The 21018-nt window shown below is 53.8% G+C and carries 22 protein-coding genes; 10 read left to right on the forward strand and 12 right to left on the reverse strand.

Annotated elements, in window-relative coordinates; translation table 11 throughout:
- Positions 1 to 37: 37 nt before the first annotated feature.
- Positions 38 to 508 carry a DUF192 domain-containing protein gene (locus tag E3E36_RS08275; protein ID WP_167894976.1) on the forward strand — a complete coding sequence of 157 codons (471 nt, stop codon included), beginning with the start codon at positions 38 to 40 and terminating at the stop codon, positions 506 to 508.
- Here the strand turns inward: E3E36_RS08275 and E3E36_RS08280 are convergent.
- Genes E3E36_RS08280 through E3E36_RS08290 form a run of 3 tightly spaced genes read right to left on the reverse strand, consistent with a single transcriptional unit; the run spans position 505 to position 1485 of the window.
- Positions 505 to 852 carry a 6-carboxytetrahydropterin synthase gene (locus E3E36_RS08280; protein WP_167894977.1) on the reverse strand — a complete coding sequence of 116 codons (348 nt, stop codon included), beginning with the start codon at positions 850 to 852 and terminating at the stop codon, positions 505 to 507. The genes E3E36_RS08275 and E3E36_RS08280 overlap by 4 nt on opposite strands.
- A complete protein-coding gene (locus E3E36_RS08285) occupies positions 849 to 1316 on the reverse strand; it encodes a type II toxin-antitoxin system VapC family toxin (RefSeq protein WP_167894978.1) in 468 nt (155 codons plus the stop codon). Before E3E36_RS08285 ends, E3E36_RS08280 begins: the two co-directional genes overlap by 4 nt.
- Positions 1294 to 1485, reverse strand: coding sequence for a hypothetical protein (locus E3E36_RS08290; RefSeq protein WP_240911829.1), 192 nt, complete (start codon positions 1483 to 1485; stop codon positions 1294 to 1296). Before E3E36_RS08290 ends, E3E36_RS08285 begins: the two co-directional genes overlap by 23 nt.
- Positions 1486 to 1573: 88 nt before the next feature.
- Between E3E36_RS08290 and E3E36_RS08295 the strand changes: the two genes are divergently transcribed.
- The 6 genes from E3E36_RS08295 to metG all read left to right on the forward strand — a co-directional run bounded on the left by E3E36_RS08295 (position 1574) and on the right by metG (position 8603).
- Positions 1574 to 1825, forward strand: coding sequence for a hypothetical protein (locus E3E36_RS08295; RefSeq protein ID WP_240911830.1), 252 nt, complete (start codon positions 1574 to 1576; stop codon positions 1823 to 1825).
- Between the two features lie 66 nt (positions 1826 to 1891).
- Positions 1892 to 3844 carry a hypothetical protein gene (locus E3E36_RS08300; protein ID WP_167894980.1) on the forward strand — a complete coding sequence of 651 codons (1953 nt, stop codon included), beginning with the start codon at positions 1892 to 1894 and terminating at the stop codon, positions 3842 to 3844.
- Positions 3845 to 3846: 2 nt separating this feature from the next.
- A complete protein-coding gene (locus tag E3E36_RS08305) occupies positions 3847 to 5550 on the forward strand; it encodes a hypothetical protein (protein WP_167894981.1) in 1704 nt (567 codons plus the stop codon).
- Between the two features lie 70 nt (positions 5551 to 5620).
- Complete coding sequence (locus tag E3E36_RS08310; RefSeq protein WP_240911831.1) at positions 5621 to 5866, forward strand: hypothetical protein; 246 nt, start codon at positions 5621 to 5623, stop codon at positions 5864 to 5866.
- Positions 5847 to 6266 (forward strand): type II toxin-antitoxin system VapC family toxin, encoded by a 420-nt coding sequence (locus E3E36_RS08315; RefSeq protein ID WP_206203565.1) that lies wholly within the window; start codon positions 5847 to 5849, stop codon positions 6264 to 6266. The genes E3E36_RS08310 and E3E36_RS08315 overlap by 20 nt, the downstream gene beginning before the upstream one ends.
- 105 nt (positions 6267 to 6371) lie before the next feature.
- Complete coding sequence (metG, locus tag E3E36_RS08320) at positions 6372 to 8603, forward strand: methionine--tRNA ligase (protein ID WP_167895343.1); 2232 nt, start codon at positions 6372 to 6374, stop codon at positions 8601 to 8603.
- Between the two features lie 4 nt (positions 8604 to 8607).
- On the opposite strand, the gene E3E36_RS08325 is transcribed toward metG, so the two are convergent.
- The 6 genes from E3E36_RS08325 to E3E36_RS08350 all read right to left on the reverse strand — a co-directional run bounded on the left by E3E36_RS08325 (position 8608) and on the right by E3E36_RS08350 (position 14409).
- Positions 8608 to 9552 carry a helix-turn-helix domain-containing protein gene (locus tag E3E36_RS08325; RefSeq protein WP_167894983.1) on the reverse strand — a complete coding sequence of 315 codons (945 nt, stop codon included), beginning with the start codon at positions 9550 to 9552 and terminating at the stop codon, positions 8608 to 8610.
- A gap of 57 nt (positions 9553 to 9609) precedes the next feature.
- Positions 9610 to 11031 carry a hypothetical protein gene (locus E3E36_RS08330; RefSeq protein WP_167894984.1) on the reverse strand — a complete coding sequence of 474 codons (1422 nt, stop codon included), beginning with the start codon at positions 11029 to 11031 and terminating at the stop codon, positions 9610 to 9612.
- 153 nt (positions 11032 to 11184) lie between these two features.
- Positions 11185 to 12039 carry a helix-turn-helix domain-containing protein gene (locus E3E36_RS08335; protein ID WP_167894985.1) on the reverse strand — a complete coding sequence of 285 codons (855 nt, stop codon included), beginning with the start codon at positions 12037 to 12039 and terminating at the stop codon, positions 11185 to 11187.
- 31 nt (positions 12040 to 12070) lie between these two features.
- Positions 12071 to 13285, reverse strand: coding sequence for a hypothetical protein (locus E3E36_RS08340; RefSeq protein WP_167894986.1), 1215 nt, complete (start codon positions 13283 to 13285; stop codon positions 12071 to 12073).
- Positions 13286 to 13346: 61 nt separating this feature from the next.
- The gene (locus tag E3E36_RS08345) at positions 13347 to 13631 is read right to left on the reverse strand and encodes a hypothetical protein (RefSeq protein WP_240911832.1); all 285 of its coding nucleotides are present in this window, start codon (positions 13629 to 13631) and stop codon (positions 13347 to 13349) included.
- 40 nt (positions 13632 to 13671) lie between these two features.
- The gene (locus E3E36_RS08350; RefSeq protein ID WP_167894987.1) at positions 13672 to 14409 is read right to left on the reverse strand and encodes a sulfite exporter TauE/SafE family protein; all 738 of its coding nucleotides are present in this window, start codon (positions 14407 to 14409) and stop codon (positions 13672 to 13674) included.
- A gap of 48 nt (positions 14410 to 14457) precedes the next feature.
- On the opposite strand from E3E36_RS08350, the gene E3E36_RS08355 reads away from it, so the two are divergent.
- Positions 14458 to 15000, forward strand: coding sequence for a hypothetical protein (locus tag E3E36_RS08355; RefSeq protein WP_167894988.1), 543 nt, complete (start codon positions 14458 to 14460; stop codon positions 14998 to 15000).
- Here the strand turns inward: E3E36_RS08355 and E3E36_RS08360 are convergent.
- The 3 genes from E3E36_RS08360 to E3E36_RS08370 are packed head-to-tail and all read right to left on the reverse strand — an operon-like array spanning position 14960 to position 17771.
- The gene (locus tag E3E36_RS08360; RefSeq protein WP_167894989.1) at positions 14960 to 15724 is read right to left on the reverse strand and encodes a sulfite exporter TauE/SafE family protein; all 765 of its coding nucleotides are present in this window, start codon (positions 15722 to 15724) and stop codon (positions 14960 to 14962) included. The two genes, E3E36_RS08355 and E3E36_RS08360, sit on opposite strands and share 41 nt — an antisense overlap.
- Positions 15725 to 15754: 30 nt before the next feature.
- Positions 15755 to 16750: a M42 family metallopeptidase gene (locus tag E3E36_RS08365; RefSeq protein ID WP_167894990.1), complete on the reverse strand. Its 996-nt coding sequence runs from the start codon at positions 16748 to 16750 to the stop codon at positions 15755 to 15757.
- A gap of 19 nt (positions 16751 to 16769) precedes the next feature.
- Positions 16770 to 17771: a 2-hydroxyacid dehydrogenase gene (locus E3E36_RS08370; RefSeq protein ID WP_167894991.1), complete on the reverse strand. Its 1002-nt coding sequence runs from the start codon at positions 17769 to 17771 to the stop codon at positions 16770 to 16772.
- Between the two features lie 125 nt (positions 17772 to 17896).
- Here E3E36_RS08370 and proS point away from each other — a divergent pair, with 125 nt between their 5' ends.
- The gene (gene proS, locus E3E36_RS08375) at positions 17897 to 19348 is read left to right on the forward strand and encodes a proline--tRNA ligase (RefSeq protein ID WP_167895345.1); all 1452 of its coding nucleotides are present in this window, start codon (positions 17897 to 17899) and stop codon (positions 19346 to 19348) included.
- Positions 19349 to 19373: 25 nt separating this feature from the next.
- Complete coding sequence (locus E3E36_RS08380; protein WP_167894992.1) at positions 19374 to 20984, forward strand: carbamoyltransferase; 1611 nt, start codon at positions 19374 to 19376, stop codon at positions 20982 to 20984.
- The last annotated feature ends 34 nt before the right edge of the window (positions 20985 to 21018 follow it).

Consider the following 21018-nt stretch of genomic DNA (forward strand, 5'->3'; position numbering starts at 1 on the left):
CCCAAAAACTTATCAACCCGGGGATGGAGTTGGTTCTATGCTCGTAAACGAGACCAAGGGCAGGATATGGCACGGAAAGGTAAGGCTCGCGGACACGTTCTTCAAGCGGTTTAGAGGCCTAATGCTGGTTAGAGACATCAACTACGCCCTTGTTTTTGTATTGCCAGCCGAAACGAAGGCTAACGCTTCAATTCACATGTTCTTCATGCTGAGCGACATCGACGTAATCTGGCTCGACTCTTCTCGTCGGGTGGTGGATTTCAAGACCGCCAAGAAGTGGCGAGTCTATGCTCCCAAAAAGGCCGCCAAGTACATAATCGAGGGCCCAGTGGGGATGATAAATGTCCTCAAGGTTGAGGAAGGGGATTTAATAAGCTGGTCACCAACCGAGGAGAAAAGCAAGGCCGTTCCGGTGAAGATTTCGCTGCCGGAGAAGATTTCCTTTGAAGGTTCGAACGGCATAGCGATGGCCGAGAGCGTTAAGGAAATAAGGGCGGAGAAAGCTTAAAACTCAAACTCCACCCCGTTCTCATCCCCTTCCCAGAGGACTATCCTCTGAAGCCTTATGCCATCGGGAAGCCTCTTCTCAATCTCTCCCGCTATCCAGAGGGCGACGTTCTCGGTCGTCGGGTTCTCAAAGAGGGCGTTGAGGTTCCTGTGATCGAGCCTCTCGATGATTTCATTGACTATTCTTCTCAGCTCAAGGAAGTCCATAACGTAGCCGTTCCTCAGCGGGCCCTCAAGGGCAACCTCAAGCCAGAAAGTGTGGCCGTGAAGCTCCTCGGGCTTTCCATCTATGACCACGGCGTGAGCCGCCTCGAATTTGAAACGCTCGACGATGCGGGACTTCATAGGTATTCCTCCAAGTCTTTGGCGGAAGAAACCAGAACTACCCCCTCCTTTTCACATGCATCTGCGAAATCAGAGTCAAGGGACACCAGTGCTCCAATCCCGTAGTATTCCACAGTGGCAAGCAGGAGGGCGTCGTTTGGAAGAAGGCCATAGTCCCGGGACAATCTAACGGCCAGCGTGGACACGTCATAGTTTATTTCGAGAAAATCCGGTATTGCCAGAAGTGGCAGAACGATCTTTTCAAAATCCTCCACTGCAGATTTCACGATATCTGGGTTCTTCTTGGCTCTCCAGTAGGGGCCGGCTTTTAGGCGGAGGTAGTGATAGAAGACCTCGCTAAAGACCACGTCGTTTATAAAAACTCTCGCACTGGAATGGAGCAGTCCTGAAAGAAGACTCTCCGCCTCCGGATTGCCCTTTAGAGCCTCCACGAACACGTTACTATCCACGAGAAAGCTCATCATAAAGATCAGCCTCCAGCTCGCGCCAGGACTTCTCGGACTTTATCGACCCGAAGGCGCGCTTGAGAACCTCATCGACGTTTTCCCGGGCTTTTGCCCTCAGCTCATCCATCTTGGCCCGCCACTCCCGGTTTACCGTAACTCCCCTGGAGGCCTCCATTTTCCACACCATAGAGAGTTGGCGTGGCATTTAATAAACCTTCCCACCGAAAACCAAATCAGTCTCAACGTCTTAAACCTTTAGGATGGTGCCATGGGCTATGGAATGGCCGTTCGATGCCAACCGCGTTATAGCAGGTGGTGTTTTCGTCTTCGTCGAGTCAGAAGTCTTCAAGGGGCTTCTTGAGCTGAAGGAGAAGCCCTTCGTGATAGTCGGAGAAACCGGCGGCTTCAAGAAGACGAGGCTGACTATGACAACCTACGACAGGGCGCTGATAATAACGCGCGGCAAGGTCAAGTTGCCCGAGGGCGCGGTGGTTGTTAGGGCAAAGGAGCTTTCGCTGGGGAAGTGAAGGTTCCATGTGATGGTCCAATCCCTACAGAAAACCATTTTAAGATGCTGGACGTATTTCTCTCTAATGTTGTCCGTTGATGTCACGCCGGAGGCATGTGTGACAGGGGTCGTTGGAATCATTGCTGGCCCAGGCGATAGTATAAAGTCTAACAGTAGGATGTGCCAGCGCTTCGTGAAGGAGAATGAGGATAGCTGGACGGAGGAGGCAGCGAACATCATAAAGGGAATCCTGTCATTTGGCACGGAGGCAACCATCGAGACGGTGGGCATAGATGGTGCCGTGTACGTGGTGGCCACCGGTGAGGGGAAGGGCGAGGATACGTACACCGTTTACATCGCGCCGGAGGCCACAACCACGGTCAACCTGGCGGTGGCCGAGGGCACCCTGATAGTGAGTGGGGAGTACAAGGTAAACCTCACGCTCTCCGGATCCGGTGATTGTAAACCCACGCTCAAACTTGAAGGGACACCCCTCGAGGAAGGGAAAAACGATAATGTAAAGCTTAACCCCACCGACGGAAAGCTCACGCTGGTGATAGACAATACTGAGGAGTGCAACCCGGGATTCGCGGCGATCCTGGACGTACAGCCAACGTACGATGGGGGCAAACCGGTGCAGTACACGATCGTCGGAATCCCACTCTCCGTCAAGTTCGACCGCCTCGTTGCTGCACTGACCTGCCCGGACTTCGACTTGGACCACCTGGACGTGGAAGTGAAGAAATCTGTGTTCGCTGCGGTTCTTGGTTCAAACGACCCCTGTACCGAGCGCAAGCAGATCTTTGGAGATACAGCCGGACAGCCAGCAGCGACACAGGCCAGCGGATACTACTGGGCGATTTACAACCAGGCAGTATACGCAAAGGCAGACAAGCAGCCAACCCAGAACGACTATGACTTTGCAATCATCTTCGACGGAACGGAGCCGAGGGTGTGGGTGAAGGATGCAGATAACTACAAAGACAAGGACAAGATCAAGGACATCGCAGACAGCATTATCCAGAACAGACAGTACCAGAAGTACTGCATCAACTTCAACGGGACAGATTACTATGCGAACTGCAAGCAGTACCACGACAAAATACTGGGAGATTTCACAACAGGATTCCCAGCATACGTTGGCGGATGCACCTTCGGAACGCTCGCCTGTGAAGGGATCTGGCTGGCGGTAAGCGGAGGATTCTCTTGGGCCACCGTGATAAAAGATATCCCAAGAGCCGCAATTACATGTTCAGTACAACCAGCAATAGCATACCTCTTTGCGCGCTTCAGCAGTACAAGCACAGCATACCACGTTGGCGAAGGTATCGGATTCCTCGCGCAAGTCGGAGTTGGGGGCTACTTTACCGCAAGAAAGGTTGGAGCAGTCACGTCAGGTGTGAAATACAACCAGCTGATGAATTTTGTAAAGCAGTACGGCCTGTTTAAGAGCACTCTACTAGGGGAAGGGACTGGGCGAATAACAAGAGAAACTATTGCATCAGTCGGCAACGATATATTTAGAATGAACCAAGAGGCAGCAAAAATCGCAGGGACGGACTTCAAAGACATACCTGTATGGAAAGCCCTTGGATTCGATAACGAAAAAACGGCAGAAGCGATGCTTGAAGGATACGTTGATAACGAAAGGCAGCTAGTAAAGTTTTTGCAAAAAACCCTCGGTGAATTCGGAGAACAAGAAGGATCTACAAAATTCGGTGAGGAACTCAAGAATCTTGTAGGGACAAAAAGAGGTAACGTCAGCGGCTTTTACACCGTTATATCCAATCAGAAGGACCAGATATTCCAGAAAATCAAAGAAATGATGGCGCCAAAACTCTCAAAGAAGGGCATGTTTGTGTGTGGCACGGTAGGGGCAGTAATGGGAACAGTCGGATACTACGCGGCAACATCAACAGGCATAGTATATAACAAACTAACCATAACCGCAGATAGTCCCGCAAAAGTAGTTACAATAAATGCAAGTACAACGTATACAAATAATGGGAAGATTGAACTTATACCTGGAGGCGAGTAGCGGTGGTCATCCCTAAAACGTTGCCCAAAAAGAAAGGAAAAATAAAAGAAAAGGGGTTACTGCGAGAGAAAGAGGTGCCAGTAGATTACTACCACGTATACGGAGACACAAACGCTGTGATCTCTTCAATACTTGGCGGAGAAAACCCTCCAACAAACACACACACACCAATACTCCATGACGACAAATTTGCAATATTCTCGGAACATCATGCAGACAGCATAGCATACGAAACGCTCATCGGTGGGGTGCACCAGATCTTCGAAGCCCATTCAAAGAAAACCTATCCAGGTGATAAGACAAAAAAAATACTCGAGTACATTGTAGACACTTTCGGCAAGAAAAACGGAGAGGAATTCGTATATCTGTCAGACAGCGAACCCAAGCGCTTGGAGCAATACCATAAAAGACCAGTCATAATATTGCAGCCTTTCGACTCTGCAGCAGACGCTCTTGAAAAAGAACTTGCACAAAAAATGATAGACGAAATAGAGTTTCAGGAGCGAGTGCTGACAAAAAATGAGAAGGAAAAAATACAGAAAGCCGCAAAACTAATAATACGTGCTGCAAAGAAAATGAAGAAACTAATGGAAGATAGGCCAGTATGGGACTACAAAGCTCTCGCAGATGCACGGGCACGACTGTATAAACAGCCACACTTGCTTGCAAGAGAGGCGGCAGAAATCCTGGGCATCGATCCGCTTGAGCATTTCCAGGAAGAGATAATGGAGCTCGCAAAGATGTTTCCCAAAACTATAAAGCCGGAAAAAACATATGGCGACCGCTGGTACGAATTCCTCAAGAAGAAGGGAATTGATCCGAAGACACTAGAGCTGATTGGGAAGAAACCACCAGCACCGAAGTTCGGGGAAGCAAGGAAAAGGGAAGAGGAGGAACTGCGAGCGAGGGGAGTGCCGGAGGAAGAGATCTACAAGGAGCTGGAGAGGAAAGGGATACCGAAGGAACTTGCGAAGGTTATACTGGACGTGAAAGCAGCGGAGACGACACCGACGAGCCAGATACAGAGGATGCTTGAACAGCACGTGGACAGGGATCCGAGGAAGGCAAAAGCAGTTCTTGATGTTATGGAGAGGACTGGGAAACTGGTCCCCGTGCCCAAGTACTGGGCGAACATCGTTTCGAAGATGGCAACGGGGGAGATTAAAGAAGAAGAGATGCTCGAGGCGCTCGCAATATCCAAACACTTCCAGACGGCCTACGCAAAGGCTGTGGCTAAGGCATCAGAGATGGACGAGCCGGAGAGCGTTATGCAGAAGATGATGGCCATAAAGAGGATACTTGACGCTGCACACAGGGAAACACTGGGGGCGCTGAAGGAACACCCCGTCTATGGAGAACACATAAAGAGGAACGAGCGTGCAATAACCGAAGAAGTGAAGTCCGTGGCCGAGGCCCTGAGCAAGACGTTCTACGCCAAGAGCAGGAGCGACCCCTCACTCTCCGTGAGCAGGTTCATGTGGCTTGAGTTCGGTCCTTCTATCGGGGCATTTGCGGGGATCGTTTCAATCCTCGGAATGGCATTGGAGGACTTTTCCGTTATAGGGGAGCTCAACGAGGCAACGGTTAGGGTGGTGTATCCGAAACTTATCAAAAACGTCCTAACGCTCTCGTGGAAAGCCGAGGACAGGGGATACATCGGCATTACGGTTCTCCATGAGCTCGTGAGGAGCTCGCTGGTGGGATAGTTTTCTCATTTTAATCTGCCCGGAGTGCGTCTATACGAAAGCCTTAAATTCTGTAATACAAAAAGCCATTATGGTGAACTACATGAGTTCGGCCGTTGTTACTGTGCGCGTTCCAGAGGAGCTCAAGAGGGAGATGGAGAGGTACAAGGGAAAGATAAACTGGAGTGCCGAGATAAGGGAGTTCATAGCCGAGCGCATAGAGGAAGAGAAAAAGAGGGAGGCCTTTGAGAGGCTCCTCAACCTCGTAGAATCCCTCCCCGGCGTTCCGGAAGGTACTTCAAAGAGGCTCGTGAGGGATGACCGTGAGGGTCATTGACACCTCGGCCTTCGCAAAGTTCCTCCTCAGGGAGGAGGGCTGGAAGAAGGTCGTTCCGCACCTTAAGCCTGAGAAAGAGCCCGTTACCGTTGAGCTGCTTCTCGTTGAGACGGCCAACGTCCTTTGGAAGCACGCTTTAAAGATGAAGACGGTTGAGGAAGAAAGGGCCGAGAGGCTCTTCGAGGGGGTCATGGAGCTCGTCGGGAGCGGGGCCCTTAAGGTGGAGGAAAACGCGAGGTACCTCGGTGAAGCCTTCAGGATCGCCCTTGAAAAGGGGATTACGGTTTACGATGCCATATTCATAGCCCAGGTGATGGTTCTTAACGCCACCCTCATCACCTGCGACGAGAAGCAGGGACGAGTTGCCAAAGAGCTCGGCCTCGACGTCGTTCTGCTCTGATATATCAAACCATGCATATTTTTCTCCCCACTTAATAACCCACCGTAATGCTTAAAACCCGCAGGTCTTATAAGGGGCTAAAACGACGGTGTGGCGGTGGTTAAAATGGTCAGGTACATGGTAACCTCAGCACTCCCTTACGCTAACGGCCCGATTCACGCCGGCCACCTCGCGGGAGCCTACCTGCCCGCCGACATCTTCGTCCGCTACCTCCGGCTAAGGGGCGAGGAAGTGCTCTTCATATGCGGAACCGACGAGCACGGCACGCCAATAACCTTCCGCGCTCTCAAGGAAGGCAGGAGCCCGAGGGAAATCGTCGATGAGTTCCACGAGCACATAAAGACGACCTTCGAGAGGGCCAAGATAAGCTTCGACTACTTCGGCAGGACCGAGTTGCCTGTCCACTATAGGATAAGCCAGGAGTTCTTCCTCAAGGCCCTGGAAAACGGCCACCTCGTCAAGAAGGTCACCAAGCAGGCCTACTGCGAGCACGACAAGATGTTCCTCCCGGACAGGTACGTCATTGGAACGTGCCCCCACTGTGGGGCAGAAAACCAGCGCGGCGACCAGTGTGAGGTCTGCGGTCACCCGCTTACCCCGGAAAAGCTAATTAACCCGCGCTGCAACATCTGCGGCAATCAGATCACGTTCAAGGACTCCGCCCACTACTACATCCGCATGCAGGACTTCGCCGAGAGGCTCAAGAAGTGGGTCGAGAGCCAGGAGCACTGGAAGCCGAACGTCAGGAACACAGTCCTCGGCTGGATAAACGAGGGGCTGGAAGAGAGGGCAATGACGAGGGATCTCGACTGGGGAATTCCGGTTCCGCTCGACGACGAGGATGTGAAGGGCAAGGTGCTCTACGTCTGGTTCGAGGCTCCAATCGGCTACATCAGCATCACGATCGAGCACCTGAGGAGGGAGGGAAGGGAGAACGAGTGGAAGAAGTTCTGGCTGAACCTCGACGGCGAGACCAAGGTCATCCACTTCATCGGCAAGGACAACGTGCCCTTCCACGCGATATTCTGGCCCGCTTTCCTGATGGCCTACGGCAGGTACAATGACGGTGAGATCGAGGCCGAGTGGAACCTGCCCTACGATATCCCCGCTAACGAATACCTTAACTTAGAGGGCAAGAAGTTCTCGACGAGCAGGAACTGGGCGATATGGGTTCACGAGTTCCTGGATACGTTCCCGGCGGACTACCTCCGCTACTACCTCACTGCCATAATGCCCGAAACGAGGGACAGTGACTTCAACTTCGCCGACTTCAAGAGCAAAATAAACGAGGAGCTCGTGAACAACCTCGGGAACTTCGTGCACAGGGCCATGACCTTCGTGAACCGCTACTTCGATGGAACTGTACCTGAGAGGGGTGAGCTTGACGACCTTGACAGGCAGGCCTTCGAGGAGATTGAGAAGGCCTTCAAGGAAGTCGGAGAGCTGATATCCCAGTACAGGTTCAAGGACGCCCTCAGGCGCGTCATGGAGCTGGCCATCTTCGGCAACCGCTACTTCGACCACCAGAGGCCCTGGAAGACGGCAAAGACCGACCGTGAGAGGACTGCCACGACCGTCAACGTCTCCCTCCAGCTCGTCAAGGCCCTCGGAATCCTCCTCGAACCGTTCCTGCCCGATGCGAGCGAGAAGATATGGCACCTCCTCAACCTCGAGGAGCTCAAGCGCTGGGAGTTCAGCGAGCTTCCAGTGGGCCACCGCGTCAGGAAGGCCAGCCCAATGTTCAGGAAGGTCACTGACGGGGACATAATCCACTTTATAGTCAGCTACATCGGCAGGGGCAACCCGGAGAGCGCCAAACTGCTCCTCGACAAGTATTACAAGCGGGACGATGTTGTAAAGGTCGTCCTTGAGCGCTTCGGCGAGAAGAGGAAGGACGAGGCTCTCGCGCTCCTTAAGAGCATCTACGGTGAAAACGTCGGTGGAAAGGCCGGAAAGGCCGAGAAGACCAAATCCTCTCAGAAGAAGGAGAAGGTAAAGGGGAGTGAAAAGATGGAGTACGTAAGCTTCGACGACTTTATGAAGCTTGACCTCAGGGTCGGAAAGATAATAGAGGTCAATGACCACCCCAATGCGGACAAGCTCTACGTGGTCAAGGTAGACCTCGGGGACGAAGTCAGACAGCTCGTTGCAGGGCTCAAGAAGTCCTACAAGCCCGAGGAGCTGCTCAATCACTACGTCGTCATTATAGCCAACCTCGAGCCCAAGAAGCTCAGGGGAGTGGAGAGCCAGGGGATGCTCCTCGCGGCGGACGATGGCAAAAACGTTGCCCTGCTGATGCCTGATAAAGAAATAAAGCTGGGTGCAAGAATAAGGTGAGGGCTCAAAGTTTGAGCTCCACCCAGTTCTCCCTCTTTTTCTTGTAGACCCTTACCAGCCCCTGTTTCTCAAGGCGCTGGAACATCCTCCAGGCGGTCGTCTTTGGTATTCCGAGCATCTCCCTGACCTCAGACTGCTTGGCTTTTCCGCCCCTATCAAACAGGTAGAGCAGGGCCTTTTCCTCGTCCTTGGTAAGCTCGTACTCCCTGAGCCTCCTTTCAAAGTCCTCCCTGCTGATGCCCGGGGACTGGGTCTCTTTACCTTTCGTCCGGAAGTATACGAACCCTGCAACGGCAAGCACTATGACCGCTGCCGCACCGATTAGAGCCCCACCCTGAGAACCCTCGGTTGGAGTCTCTGTCCCGGGCACTTCGGGAGCAGTCCCCGTGCCGTTCTGTGTGGTCGTCTGGGACAAAGTTCCGCTTTCCGGGGTGGTAGTTGGTGGGGCTGCAGTTTCTCCCGGCCTGTACTGGATAACGTAGGAGACGCTCTGGTTGCCAGCGGGCATTACAAGGGAGTTCCCGTTTATCTTAATGGGGATGTCGGTCAGATCTACTATAACCGCGTTTTCGGGAAAGGTTATTTTAACCGGGACTTCGGAAGAGAAGCGAACGCTCCATATTGCCCCGTTCTTCGATGTGAGATCGGGGGTGTAATAGGTTATTTTGATTGAGGTGGCGTTTTCAAAGTAGACGATAAGCTTCGTCCCGTTCATCTCATAGGGGAGGGGGTTTTCATTCCCATCTATTACTACCAGACCCTCAACGTTCGAAGCGAGAAGGGGGATCGACACACCTACCGTGTAGTTATCCGGCCGAATAATCTGATCTATTCGAACATACCCGTCCGCATAGACTGTGAGCCCAAGTGATTCGACTGCATACTGCCCCTCAGCCGATGAAACGAAGGTTAGGACAATGAGGAGCACCAAGGCCACCCTTGCCTTCATACCAACACCTCCAGAAGGTTAGTGTAAAGCATTTAAAAAGATGGCTAAAAGGGGGACTCACTCCCCCTCGTCCTCCAGGTGATCCTCTTCATCATGGCTGTCTTCTATGTCGCCCTGGCCATCGTCTCCGCTCTCCTCGTCCTCCTCCACGCGGCTGGAGTCGTTACTGCCATCGTCCTGCTCTTGGTAGTCCCCATCTTGGCCATGGTAGCTGGAGTCATCGTTTTCATCGTAGGTGTTCTCGTTGTGGCTGTCATCTTCATCCTGATTCTCCATGTGTTCATCGTCCACGTGCTCTTCATCTTCCTCGGTGTCCATGTGATCGTCTTTCTCGTCCTCTTCCTTTTCCATATGTCCCTCGTGTTCTTCGTTATCGTCCTCATATTCCTCTTTGTGCTCGTTCTTCTCCTGGTACTCCTTCTCTATCTCCCTGGTTTCCTCAACTATGTCCTTCAGTTCCTCGTTGATATCGTGTAGCATGTCGAGCGCCTCTTCATACTGTCCGCTCTCAACAAGCGCGTTGAACTGTTCATACATTGCCTGGAGTTCAGAGAGGTCTCCTACAAGGTCTTCCGTGAGGTAGGTGGCGTTCATAGTGGAGTCCTGGAGCATGGCCATTAGTTCCTGCATGAGTCTCATCTGTTCCTGGAGCTTCTCCATGAACGCCTGGCTTATCTCGTCGGCCTTGGCTGTGACGATCTGCTCCTGGAGCTTTTCGACCGCATCTTCAAGCCTGTCCATGAGCTCCTCAGCGTACTCGAGGTCAGACTTAAGCGCCGTAAAGTTGCCGTTGGCAATGTCTTGGGCAACGACCTTGTACGCCTCCTTGGTTGCATTGTAGAGCTCCTCAACCTGAGTGACGTTAAGGCCCTCGCTCCTGGCCTCGTCCAGGACCTTCTCCACGTAGGGGAAGTACTCTGCCGCCCTGTGAAGCTCCTCCTTCGCATCAAGGACGAGTTCGTGGTATTCGTCCTTATCCTCAGCTTTCTTCTCGTTGTGCCCTTCATAGTAGTCCGTCAGCTCCTCAACTACTTCTTTGTAGAGGTACAGCGCCGACATTGAGGCGTTTATGCTCTCGCTGTAGTTACCACTGTTGTAGAGCTCCCACGCCCGGGCCCTCAGCTCCTCGGCCCCGAGGTACAGGGAGAGGGTCTCGTTCGGTATCGTAATGTCGCTGGTGTTGAGCTCATCCATCAGTCCCTCGGTGTAGTTGGCGGCCCTGTCCACTATCACAAGGATGTTGTACGCCATCGTCTGAAGTGTCGTGTTGGTCGTGTTCGTTGAGTTGGTCATGTTAACCTGGGTTGTGTTGGTATAGTTTACAGGGGTCATGTTGGTTGCATTGACCGGTAGGGTCTGGTTGACCGTTTCTGTCGTGTTGGTCGTTGTTACGTTGACACTCGCCGCCCATGCGGCTGTGCTCATCGGTATTAATGCCGCTATGAAGAGCACCAGCAGTGTTTTCATACTCATCTTCATGGCTCTCACCTGATCCACGATAGAGCCTGCAGGTATATTAGGAACCCGCCGAAATTTTGGTGTTTCAAAACGTTTCAAAACGTTCCTCCGAGGGAGAAAAGACAGTTGAAATGTGCAAGGGGGAATAAAACCTTTGAAAGATCTTAAAACAGGCTAAAACCGGAGCTCCACCCAGTTCTCCTTTTTCCCCCTCAGTATCTTCACGAGGCCCATTCTCTCAAGCCTCTTGAACATCCTCCAGGCGGTTGTCTTTGGCAGGCCTACTGCTTCCCTGACTTCTGCCTGGCTGGCCTTCCCCCCTTTATCAAAAATGTAGAGCAAAGCCCTCCTCTCGTCTTCGTTCAGATCGAGGTTGCTCAGCTTCTCCTCGAACTCTTCCCTCGTTGGTGTCCTGCCTCCAAACACTGATGACCTCCGTTTCAATAACAGGTACGTGGCACCTCCCGCAAGGACTATGCCCGCGACCAGATAGTAGAGGCCCCCGGAACTACCCCCATCGCTTTTCCACGGCGGTCCCCTTCCCTCGATGGTGTAGGAGATGCTCTGGTCCCCCGGAGGCATGGTAATGGAGTTTCCGGCTATCTCCAGAGGGATGTCGCTTAAATCGACCACCACAGCATTATCGGGCAGGATGACGGTAAAGGACTCGTTGGTGGATAGTTTTAGGGTCCAGACTATGCCCTCCTTTGATGTGAGGTCAGGGGTGTAGTAGGAAACCCTGATCACATCGGCGCTTCCCGTGTACACCGCGAGGATGTCCCCATCAACGCGGAAGTTGAGGGGATTTCCATCGGCGTCTTCAACAACCACGTTCTCCACATGTTCTGCAAGGAGGGGGAGCTGGATTTGAGCCTCGTACTCCTCTGGGAGAACCTCATAGGTCACCCCCACATAGCCGTCGCCGTAGACGGTGAGGGTGAGGGATGAGACAGTATAAGCGCTAACTGGATGGAAGAGAATAATCATAAGTGCCAGCAGCGAGATAAAGGAGACGAGTTTATCCCTCATTTGAGCATCCCTCCAAAGGAAAAAGGAAAGGTCAGGAGTGGACAAGTATAAACTCCTCGACGCGGTGGAGCATGTCAAGGGCTATGACAAAGTGGGCCTTTGCCTGCACCGGCTTCCTGGCCTTCAGCAGCTCAACGCCTATCCTGAGCTCTTGGGCGGCAACATTGAGCTGAACCTCAGCCCTGGTCGTGTCCACGCCCTCGCCCCTGAGCTCCCTGAGGGCTCTGGTGTCCTTCTGAATCCTGTCCCACATCTCGCTGAGGAAAGCCCTTACATCCCTGAGCTTCTCCTGGAGCTCCATTTCGTGCGCCCTCCTCATTATGAACTCCACTGTCCTGTGGAACTCCTCAATGATTTTCCTGTTCTCCTGCATAACGCGGAGGGCCTCCTCCCACTGTTCCTGGTCTGCCAGGCTCTTGACTTCGTCGTAGACCTCGACGAACGCATCAAGCCTCTCCTGGAGCTCTGTGACGTTATAGCCCTTCTCTTGTCCGACCTCGATAGCCTTCTGCACTATCTCGATGCCCTTCTCGTCCCTCTCAAGGAACTCCCCCACTATCTTGTCGGCGTTTGCATAGGCCAGCTCCTCACGAACTCTCCTGAGCTCCTGGTCAAGGAGTGCCCTTTTCTCCCTGGCAACCTTAAGGTCAGCTCTGGCCTTTTCATAATCACCGGCCTTCAGGTCTTCAAGGACGGTCTTGTAGGCCGTCTTCGTCCCGTTGTAGAGCCCGGTGAGGTTATTCACGTCGATTCCCTGCCTCTCAGCTAGCCTTATGGTCTTCTCAACGAACCTGAAGTACTCCGTCATGCGCTCGATTTCCATTTTGATGCGTTCCCTTACATCCTGGACCTTCTCTTTGGCCTCCTTAAGCGCGGAGAGGGCAACCTTGTAGTGGTGCATCGCAGTGAGGCTATCGAGTATCGAGTTGTAGTAGTCGCCGGCCTCGTACTCGCTCACTGCCTTCTCCTTGAACTCCTCAGCCAGCTCGTAGTTCTTCAATATGCTTGAGTTCTCCGGCAGTTTGTCCTTTATAGGTTCAATCTTCTCCTCGGCGAACTTACTCAGGCGCTGGAGCTTCTCTATGAGGTTGCCTGCTATCACCATTTCCCTGGTGCCGTTGTCCAGCACTCCGGTGTAGCTTTCGGTGGCGCTGCTTGTGCTGTTGGTTTCCGCCAGCCCCAGCGGTATCATACTTCCAACCAGCAATATTGCCAGGGCCAGTGCAAAGCCCTTCATACTCTCCATGGGCATCACCGATGATGGATAGGCTCACATCTTATTTGAGGACTCCGGCGGAACGAACGTTTCAGAGCGTTCCATTCTTCTCAAGTTCCTTTGCAAGGAGCGCCACGGTCAAAATACCTTCCATGACGCTTTTAAATCTCGGGTTCTCGCCGAACTGGGCAAAGATTGTGCCGTGGTCTGGGTGCCACGCATCGACCTGTTCCCTGTCTTTGGCCGTGATGATGTAGACCACCCAGCCACTATCCTTGAGCGTCTCCACGAGCCTCCAGGCGTTTGTCATGTCGTTTTTGTCCTTGATCTCAATGCCGTACTCCCTACGGATCCTTTCAAAGAGTTCCTCCATCATCCCACCGGTAAAAATTGGGGCGGGCCATTAATAAACTTGTTCACAGAAGCATCCTGAACGCCACGATAACTAGGAGCAGTGCAAAGGCCATCTTAAGCCCCCTCGATGGCATCCGGGACACCATGCGAGCACCGAGGAATGAACCCACTACCATACCTGGGATAAGAAGAAGGGCCGTAGACACGTCAACCTGGCCCAGCGTGTAGTGGGTGTAGGCCGCAACGAGGGAGGTAAAGAAGAGGGCGAAGCTTGAGGTTCCAACAGCGTATTTGACAGGGAGGCGGGCCAGCGAATGGAACAAGGGGACGTTCAAGATGCCCCCGCTGACTCCGAGGAGACCGCTGGCAAGGCCGGAAAACATCCCTATCGGAGGTATACGTTTATACCTTATCTCCCCGGCCTCCTCCCCGGTGGAGGCTTCTTTTTCGGGCTTTGTAAATATGTATGCAAGGTAAAACAGGAGCAGGGAAAAGAGCACTTCGAGTGCCTTCTCATTGATCACGGCCGAGACATAGGAGCCTGCTACGGCAAGGGGGATCGAAAACGCCGCCGTTATGAGAGCAACCTTGTAGAGAACCCTCCCACCGCGTATATGCATGAAAGCGGAGGACAGGGAGCTTATCGTTATGCACGCCAAGCTGGTGCCGATGGCGACATTCAGGGGCAGACCGGCGAAAGTCAGGGTTGGGACGATGAGAAAGCCACCACCGACGCCAAAGGTACCGGCTATAACACCGATACCCAGTCCCAGGAGAGAGCTCAGCACATAACTGACCATAACAAAAAGCTTTAATACTGTCATGCTAAATAAGGGTTTCGATGGGCGATGAGGAGCCGTGCACTCCTGTTCTGGCTTTTGATGATCCTCGCCTTTGTTCTCACCCAGCCGGGGGCAATAGCCTTCGCCAACTGGGACGCTCCCTACGGGTTCTATAAAGACCTCTCCGTGTGGATGAGCTGTGCCGGGGCGGGGTTGATCCTTGTTCTCGCCTACGGCGTTCACATGTGGGGAAAAGGGGATCTCGGGCTAGCGAACTTGATCGGAGCGATTTCCCTGATAACGGCCACTATCTGGCTCGGCTACTGGATGGAGAAAGCAATCGGTGGGGAGATGGGCTACGGCAGCGGGAACGTCCTGGTGTTCCTGATAGGAGGATTCATCGGACTGGTTCTCAGCCTCATGCTCCTGCCGATTTCCCTACCCTACGTGCTCACCGGTGACCTCTACTACCCCTATGACCGTCCCTTGATGGTTGTGTGGGTAGCGATGGTAATAATTGCCATAGTTCTGCTGGTTGCATACCTAAAAGCGAGAAAAGAAGAGAAGCTCAGGGAATCGGAAGACCGAGGCCCTTCAGTATCATCCTGAGGGCGAGAACTGCCATGACCACGGCGAAGGCCTTCTTAAGACTGCTTGCCTTCGTCCTCTTTGCCACCCTTGCCCCCAGCTGGGCGCCTATGATGAGTCCCGGCACGAGGAGGAGCAGCCACTCGGTCTCCACGTTGCCCATGGCGTAATGCTTGAGCGCTCCGGCGGTTGCGGTGAACACTATCGCAAAGCTCGACGTTGCCACGGCGTAGTGTATCGGCAGGCCGAGGTACGTCAGGAAGGGCACGTTGATTATACCCCCTCCAACGCCGAGGAGACCGCTTGCTATCCCCGCGAAGAAGCCACCGACCGGAACCAGTTTGTAGTTGACCTCGACGTCCTCCAGCCTCACTTCGCTCGGCTCGGCCGTCTTCTTCTGGTATATCCTAACCGCGACTATGACGAGGGCCGCGCCAAAGATTACCTTCAGCTGGGCGGCGCTTATGTAGCTCGTCATCCACGCGCCTATGTAGGCCCCTATCACCGCAGTCGAGGCGAGCAGAAGGCCGACCTTGTAGTGTATCCTTCTCTGCCTGTGGTAGGCTATGGCAGAGCTCAGTGAGGTGAAAACAACTGCCGCACTCGACGTTCCAACGGCGTGGTGTATCTCCACCCCAAGGAAGTTGAGCGTGGGGACTATCAGGAATCCCCCGCCGAGGCCAAACATCGCGGCCAATATTCCTATAAAGATTCCAACCGCAAAGTAGCCGATGTATTTGAGCAAAGAATCACCTCCAGTTTTCTAATTGAATGCTTATAGTTCGAAGGCTATCGCCTCTATAAGCTTTATCAGCGCCTCAAGGTCAGCCACATGGAGCGTCTCGACCTCGCTGTGGAGGTACCTTATCGGCACGCTCAAAGCGAGAACCTCGCTCTTGTGCTGGAAGACTGACGCGTCCGTTCCGCCGCCGGTAACGCCCACCTGGAGGGGAATCTTGTTCCTGCGGGCTATCTCTGACACCTTCCTCGCTAGGTTCCTCGTGTAGATTGCGGAGTTGTCAACGGCCCTTATGACGGCTCCACCGCCGAGCCTGACGTCTCCGGTTATGTCGCCGCAGCAGGCAAAGGAGTCTATCGCAAAGGCACACTTTGGAGAGTACTTTTCGGCCAGGAACTTCGCCCCTTTGAGACCTATCTCCTCCTGGACGGTGAAAGCGAAGATATAGCGCCCGTCGAGGTCGTGGTCAACGAGATCCTTTATGGCTTCAACGAGGGCAACGACGCCAAAACGGTCGTCCAGGGAGCGCGTTGAAACGTAGCGGTCGTTTAAAACGGCAAAGTGCTTCTTGAAGACTGCGTAGTCAAGAACCTTGACGCCGAGTCTTTCAGCCTCCTCCCTGCTCTCGGCGCCGATATCCATGACCAGTTTGCTCCACGGAACGGTGTCGAACTTCCTTTCGAGGTTCAGGTGCACCGGCAGAGCACCGATAACTCCGTCGAGCTTCCCGTTTTCGGTAATGACGTCGAAGTGCCTGCCGTAGAGCAACCTGTCATCAATGCCCCCGATCTTCCTGAAGGTCAGCTTCCCATCCGGGCGGATTCCCGTTATGAGAAGCCCAATCTCGTCCATGTGGGCCATGAAGATGCCCTTGAGCTCACCCTCGCCGAGCTCAACGATGAGGTTTCCTATCGTGTCAATGGTGTAGTCGGCGTAGGGTTCAATCCACTCCGCTATCTTTTCCCTCACCTTCTCCTCGTAGCCGGAAATCCCGGGGATTTGCGTTATCTCCCTGAGTTCCTCAATCAGCATTTTCACCACCTCCAAAGCATCAGAGCATTCTAACCTCTTCCGGCGGGCGGACTTTGACAACCTCACGGTTGACCAAATCTTTTGGAACCTCGCCGCGCAGAACGGTGAGGAGGTTCCTAACCGCCTGGAAGCCCATGTCCTCCATGGCCTCCTTCGAAAGGCCGGCGTGGTGGGGGGTTAAAACCGTCTCCCACTCGTACTTAAACAGCTCGTGCTTCTGTACTGGCTCATTCTCAAAGACGTCCGTTGCGTAGCCCTTGAGTTTGCCTTCTTCAATGGCCTTGACTATGGCCTTCTCGTCCACCAGTGTGCCGCGCCCGATGTTGACGAGGTACTTGCCCTCAAGGAGTTTGAGCCTTTCCTCGTTGATTATGTGGTACGTCTCAGGTGTTGCTGGAAGGGCGAGTATAACGATGTCGCTCTCCTTGAGGACGTCATCGAGGGACTTATAGACGGCCCCAACTTCTTTTTCGATGTCCTCCTTCCTCGACCGTGACCAGTAGAGTATCTCTGTACCCATAGCCCTCATTCTCCTAGCTATCGCCTTTCCAATGGCTCCCATGCCGAGGATGCCGACCTTCTTGCCGTAGACCGTCTCGATGTCCTTGAATCCGCTCCATATCACCGCGTGGCTTTCCCACTTCCCGGAGCGTATTAGCTTGTCCGTGTAGACCATCTTTCTGAGCAGGGCTATCGTCAGTCCGACGGCAAACTCCGCAACGGCCTCGCTCAGGACACCGGAAACCTTGGTGACGTAAATTCCCCTCTCAGTCGCCGCTTTGATGTCAACGTGGTCATAGCCGGCCGAGTGGCAGCTTATCACCTTAAGCCTCTCGGCCCTCTCGATGACCTCGCGGGGGAGCCTGTTCAGGGGCGAGATTATCACGCCGTCGAACTCTCCTATGCGCTCTTTCAGCTCGTCAGTGCTCGGATACAGGATGAACTCCACATCAGCGTACTTCTTGAGCTCCTCCGTGGGTTTGCTCTTCATCTTGAAAAGAATGGCCACCTTCGGCCTCATGCTACCACCTTAAGATGATTATCGAAACGTCCCTAATAAGGTTTTCCTTCACGGTTTGTCAAAAATTCGAGCCGCCACCGGGAAAACTTAAAAACTTTTTCGATTTCTCCCTCTAGGTGGTGCAGATGGCGGGTAAAGTTAAGAGGGAAAAGTGGAGCGAGAATTTCAGCGAGTGGTATAACGAGCTCATCGAAACCGCTGGGATACAGGACAAGCGCTACCCGGTCAAGGGAATGAACATCTGGCTACCCTACGGCCTCAAGATCATGCGCAACATAGAGAGGTTCATCCACTCCGAGATGGAGAGAACCGGCCACGAGGAGGTTCTCTTCCCGGCACTCATCCCTGAGACCGAGTTCCAGAAGGAGGCCGAACACATAGCCGGCTTCGAGGGAGAAGTTTTTTGGGTCACCCATGCCGGTCACGATCCGCTTGATATAAAGCTCATCCTCAGGCCGACGAGCGAGACGGCGATGTACTCAATGTTCTCGCTCTGGATAAGGTCGCACGCCGACCTGCCCTTCAAGGTCTACCAGATAGTCAACACCTACCGCTACGAGACCAAGCACACGAGGCCCCTTATCAGGGTTAGGGAAATCAGCAGGTTCTTCGAGGCCCACACCGCCCACGACAGCTACGAGGACGCTGAGAGGCAGATAAAGGAGGACCTCGAGATATTTGACAGGCTTGCAAAGTTCCTCGCGATTCCTTACATAGTCTCCAAGAGGCCTGACTGGGACAAGTTCCCCGGTGCCTACTACTCCCTTGGCGCTGAGGTCATGATGCCCGACGGCAGGACGCTCCAGATAGGCACCATACACAACTACCGCCAGAACTTTGCCAGGGCATACAACATCCAGTACGAGACAGAAAGCGGTGAGCATGAGTATGTCCACCAGACGACGTTCGGAATGAGCGAGAGGCTTTTAGCGGCGGTCATGGCCATACACGGCGACGACAGTGGCCTCGTTCTCCCGCCGACGATAGCCCCAATACAGGTCGTTATCGTCCCGATACCGAAGAAGGACGCCGAGGCTGACGTCTTTGCCTACGCGAGGGAGATAGCAGAAGAGCTCAGGAACGCCGGGATACGCGTCCACGTGGACGAGCGCGACATAAGGCCCGGAAGGAAGTACTACGACTGGGAGCTGAAAGGAGTTCCCCTCAGGATAGAGGTCGGCCCGAGGGACGTTGAAGGAAAGAAGGCCGTCCTGGCCAGGCGCGATACGCTCACCAAGGAGGTCATCGAGAGGGCAGAGATCGTCGATGCCGTCAGGAGAACTTTCGACAAGATAATGGAGAACCTCTACAACCGCGCGAGGAAGTTCCTTGAGAGCCACATCAAGCGCGTTGACACCATCGAGGAGGCGAAGGAAGTTTTCGAGGACAGGCGCGGTATAGTCGAGATCCCCTGGTGCGGTGAGGAAGAGTGCGGCCTCAGGATGGAGGAAGAGCTCGACGCCAAGATGCTCGGAACCCCGTATCCGGACGAGAAGGCCAGAGCTCCGGAAGGAAAGAAGTGCCCGGTCTGCGGCAGGGAGGCGAAGTTCATAGCGAGGTTCGCCAGAACCTACTGAGTTTCCCTCTTCTTGGTGATTTTTTATGATCCTCGGAGTCCACGACGGCCACGATGCGGGTGCGGTGCTCATAGATGGGGATAGGATATTCGCTGTCAACGAGGAAAGGCTCAACAGGGTCAAAAAATATCGGGGCTTCCCCGAGCTGAGTGTGAGGAAAGTCATGGAGATGGCAGAAGCCTCTCCCGAAGATATTGAGATAATAGCCGTTGCGGGAATCTTCCGGAAAGGAAAGCGCCTGCGGGAGCTTGAGGAAAACCTCCAGGCGATATTCGGACCGAAATTCAAGGAGAAGGTCATTTTCGTTGAGCACCACCTGGCCCATTCCGCCTCTGCATACTACACCTCCGGCTGGCGTGATGCACTGGCGCTTAGCATCGATGCCGCCGGAGACGGACTGAGCGCCTCGATTTACGTTGCAAGGGACGGCGAGATGATACGAATTGCCCAGAGCACATACCTCGACTCCCTGGGCGACTTCTACGCCTCGATTACGGAACTTCTGGGCTTCAAACCAATGCGCCACGAGGGCAAGGTCATGAGCCTGGCCGCCTACGGCAGGCCAACCTACGACCTGAGCTCGATAATCGAGCTGAACGGCCTGAGCTTTGACAACCATCTCAGGCTCATTGGGATTGAGGCGACGAGGAAGCTCGCCGAACTTTTTGACTATCCCCTCCGCCACGCCAAAGAGATTGCCCTCCAGATGAAGCGCGGAAATCTTGAAGGTAAACTCCAGAAAAAGGCCATAGAGATAGCGGCAAGCGCCCAGGCCCACCTGGAGAAGCTGATTGAGGAGCTCGGCCTCAGGCTGAAGGACAGGAAACTGCCAGTTGCCTACGCCGGCGGAGTTGCCCAGAACGTCAAGGCGAACGCTGTTCTTCGCCATGTCTTTGGAGACAACAGCCTCTGGGTCTTTCCGGCGATGGACGACGGCGGTTTGGCCTTTGGGGCGGCGGTTTTTGTGAAAGCTCAATTCGATAGGCTTGACGGAAAGTGGAAACCCTCCAGGCTGGAGCACGTCTATCTTGGGCCTGGGTACTCAAAGGAGGAGGTCGAGGAATTCCTGAAGAAGGAAGGGGTCAAGTACGAAGAGATAGGGAACGCCTCCGGCTTCGTGGCGGATGCCTTGACTGATGGCAAACTGGTGGGGTTCTTCCAGGGTAGAATGGAGTTCGGGCCGAGGGCCCTGGGGAACCGCTCGATTTTGGCAGACCCGAGGGATGAGGGCGTCAAGGATAGGCTCAACGTTGCCCTGAAGCGCGACGTCTTCCAGCCATTCGCGCCTTCCCTGCTATGGGAGAAAGCCGAGGAATACCTTGAAGACCTCGGAGGAAAGCCGAACGAGTTCATGACGATGAGCTACACCGCGAGCGAAAGCTTTAGGGAGCTTGCCCCCGCTGTCATTCACGTGGACGACACAACGAGGCCGCAGGCGGTGAGGAGGGAGATCAACCCGATTTATTACAAGGTAATCAAAGCCTTCGAGCGGAAGACCGGTCTGGGTGCGGTGCTGAACACGAGCTTCAACATGCACGGCGAGCCGATAGTCTGCTCCCCTGCCGATGCCCTGAAGACGTTTAGGAACGCGGGGCTCGACCTGCTGGTCATTGAAGGCTTCGCAGTCTGGCGATGAGGATCCGTTAATTGTTCATCAAAGCACTTTCCTG

This window comes from Thermococcus sp. M36 (assembly GCF_012027355.1).
Lineage (GTDB): Archaea > Methanobacteriota_B > Thermococci > Thermococcales > Thermococcaceae > Thermococcus.

Coding starts and splice junctions, on each gene's coding strand:
- E3E36_RS08275 (WP_167894976.1), top strand. CDS start 38: ATGCTCGTAAACGAGACCAAGGGCAGGATATGGCACGGAAAGGTAAGG.
- E3E36_RS08280 (WP_167894977.1), bottom strand. CDS start 852: ATGAAGTCCCGCATCGTCGAGCGTTTCAAATTCGAGGCGGCTCACGCC.
- E3E36_RS08285 (WP_167894978.1), bottom strand. CDS start 1,316: ATGATGAGCTTTCTCGTGGATAGTAACGTGTTCGTGGAGGCTCTAAAG.
- E3E36_RS08290 (WP_240911829.1), bottom strand. CDS start 1,485: ATGGTGTGGAAAATGGAGGCCTCCAGGGGAGTTACGGTAAACCGGGAG.
- E3E36_RS08295 (WP_240911830.1), top strand. CDS start 1,574: ATGGAATGGCCGTTCGATGCCAACCGCGTTATAGCAGGTGGTGTTTTC.
- E3E36_RS08300 (WP_167894980.1), top strand. CDS start 1,892: ATGTTGTCCGTTGATGTCACGCCGGAGGCATGTGTGACAGGGGTCGTT.
- E3E36_RS08310 (WP_240911831.1), top strand. CDS start 5,621: ATGGTGAACTACATGAGTTCGGCCGTTGTTACTGTGCGCGTTCCAGAG.
- E3E36_RS08315 (WP_206203565.1), top strand. CDS start 5,847: ATGACCGTGAGGGTCATTGACACCTCGGCCTTCGCAAAGTTCCTCCTC.
- metG (WP_167895343.1), top strand. CDS start 6,372: ATGGTCAGGTACATGGTAACCTCAGCACTCCCTTACGCTAACGGCCCG.
- E3E36_RS08325 (WP_167894983.1), bottom strand. CDS start 9,552: ATGAAGGCAAGGGTGGCCTTGGTGCTCCTCATTGTCCTAACCTTCGTT.
- E3E36_RS08330 (WP_167894984.1), bottom strand. CDS start 11,031: ATGAAGATGAGTATGAAAACACTGCTGGTGCTCTTCATAGCGGCATTA.
- E3E36_RS08335 (WP_167894985.1), bottom strand. CDS start 12,039: ATGAGGGATAAACTCGTCTCCTTTATCTCGCTGCTGGCACTTATGATT.
- E3E36_RS08340 (WP_167894986.1), bottom strand. CDS start 13,285: ATGGAGAGTATGAAGGGCTTTGCACTGGCCCTGGCAATATTGCTGGTT.
- E3E36_RS08345 (WP_240911832.1), bottom strand. CDS start 13,631: ATGATGGAGGAACTCTTTGAAAGGATCCGTAGGGAGTACGGCATTGAG.
- E3E36_RS08350 (WP_167894987.1), bottom strand. CDS start 14,409: ATGGTCAGTTATGTGCTGAGCTCTCTCCTGGGACTGGGTATCGGTGTT.
- E3E36_RS08355 (WP_167894988.1), top strand. CDS start 14,458: ATGAGGAGCCGTGCACTCCTGTTCTGGCTTTTGATGATCCTCGCCTTT.
- E3E36_RS08365 (WP_167894990.1), bottom strand. CDS start 16,750: ATGCTGATTGAGGAACTCAGGGAGATAACGCAAATCCCCGGGATTTCC.
- E3E36_RS08370 (WP_167894991.1), bottom strand. CDS start 17,771: ATGAGGCCGAAGGTGGCCATTCTTTTCAAGATGAAGAGCAAACCCACG.
- proS (WP_167895345.1), top strand. CDS start 17,897: ATGGCGGGTAAAGTTAAGAGGGAAAAGTGGAGCGAGAATTTCAGCGAG.
- E3E36_RS08380 (WP_167894992.1), top strand. CDS start 19,374: ATGATCCTCGGAGTCCACGACGGCCACGATGCGGGTGCGGTGCTCATA.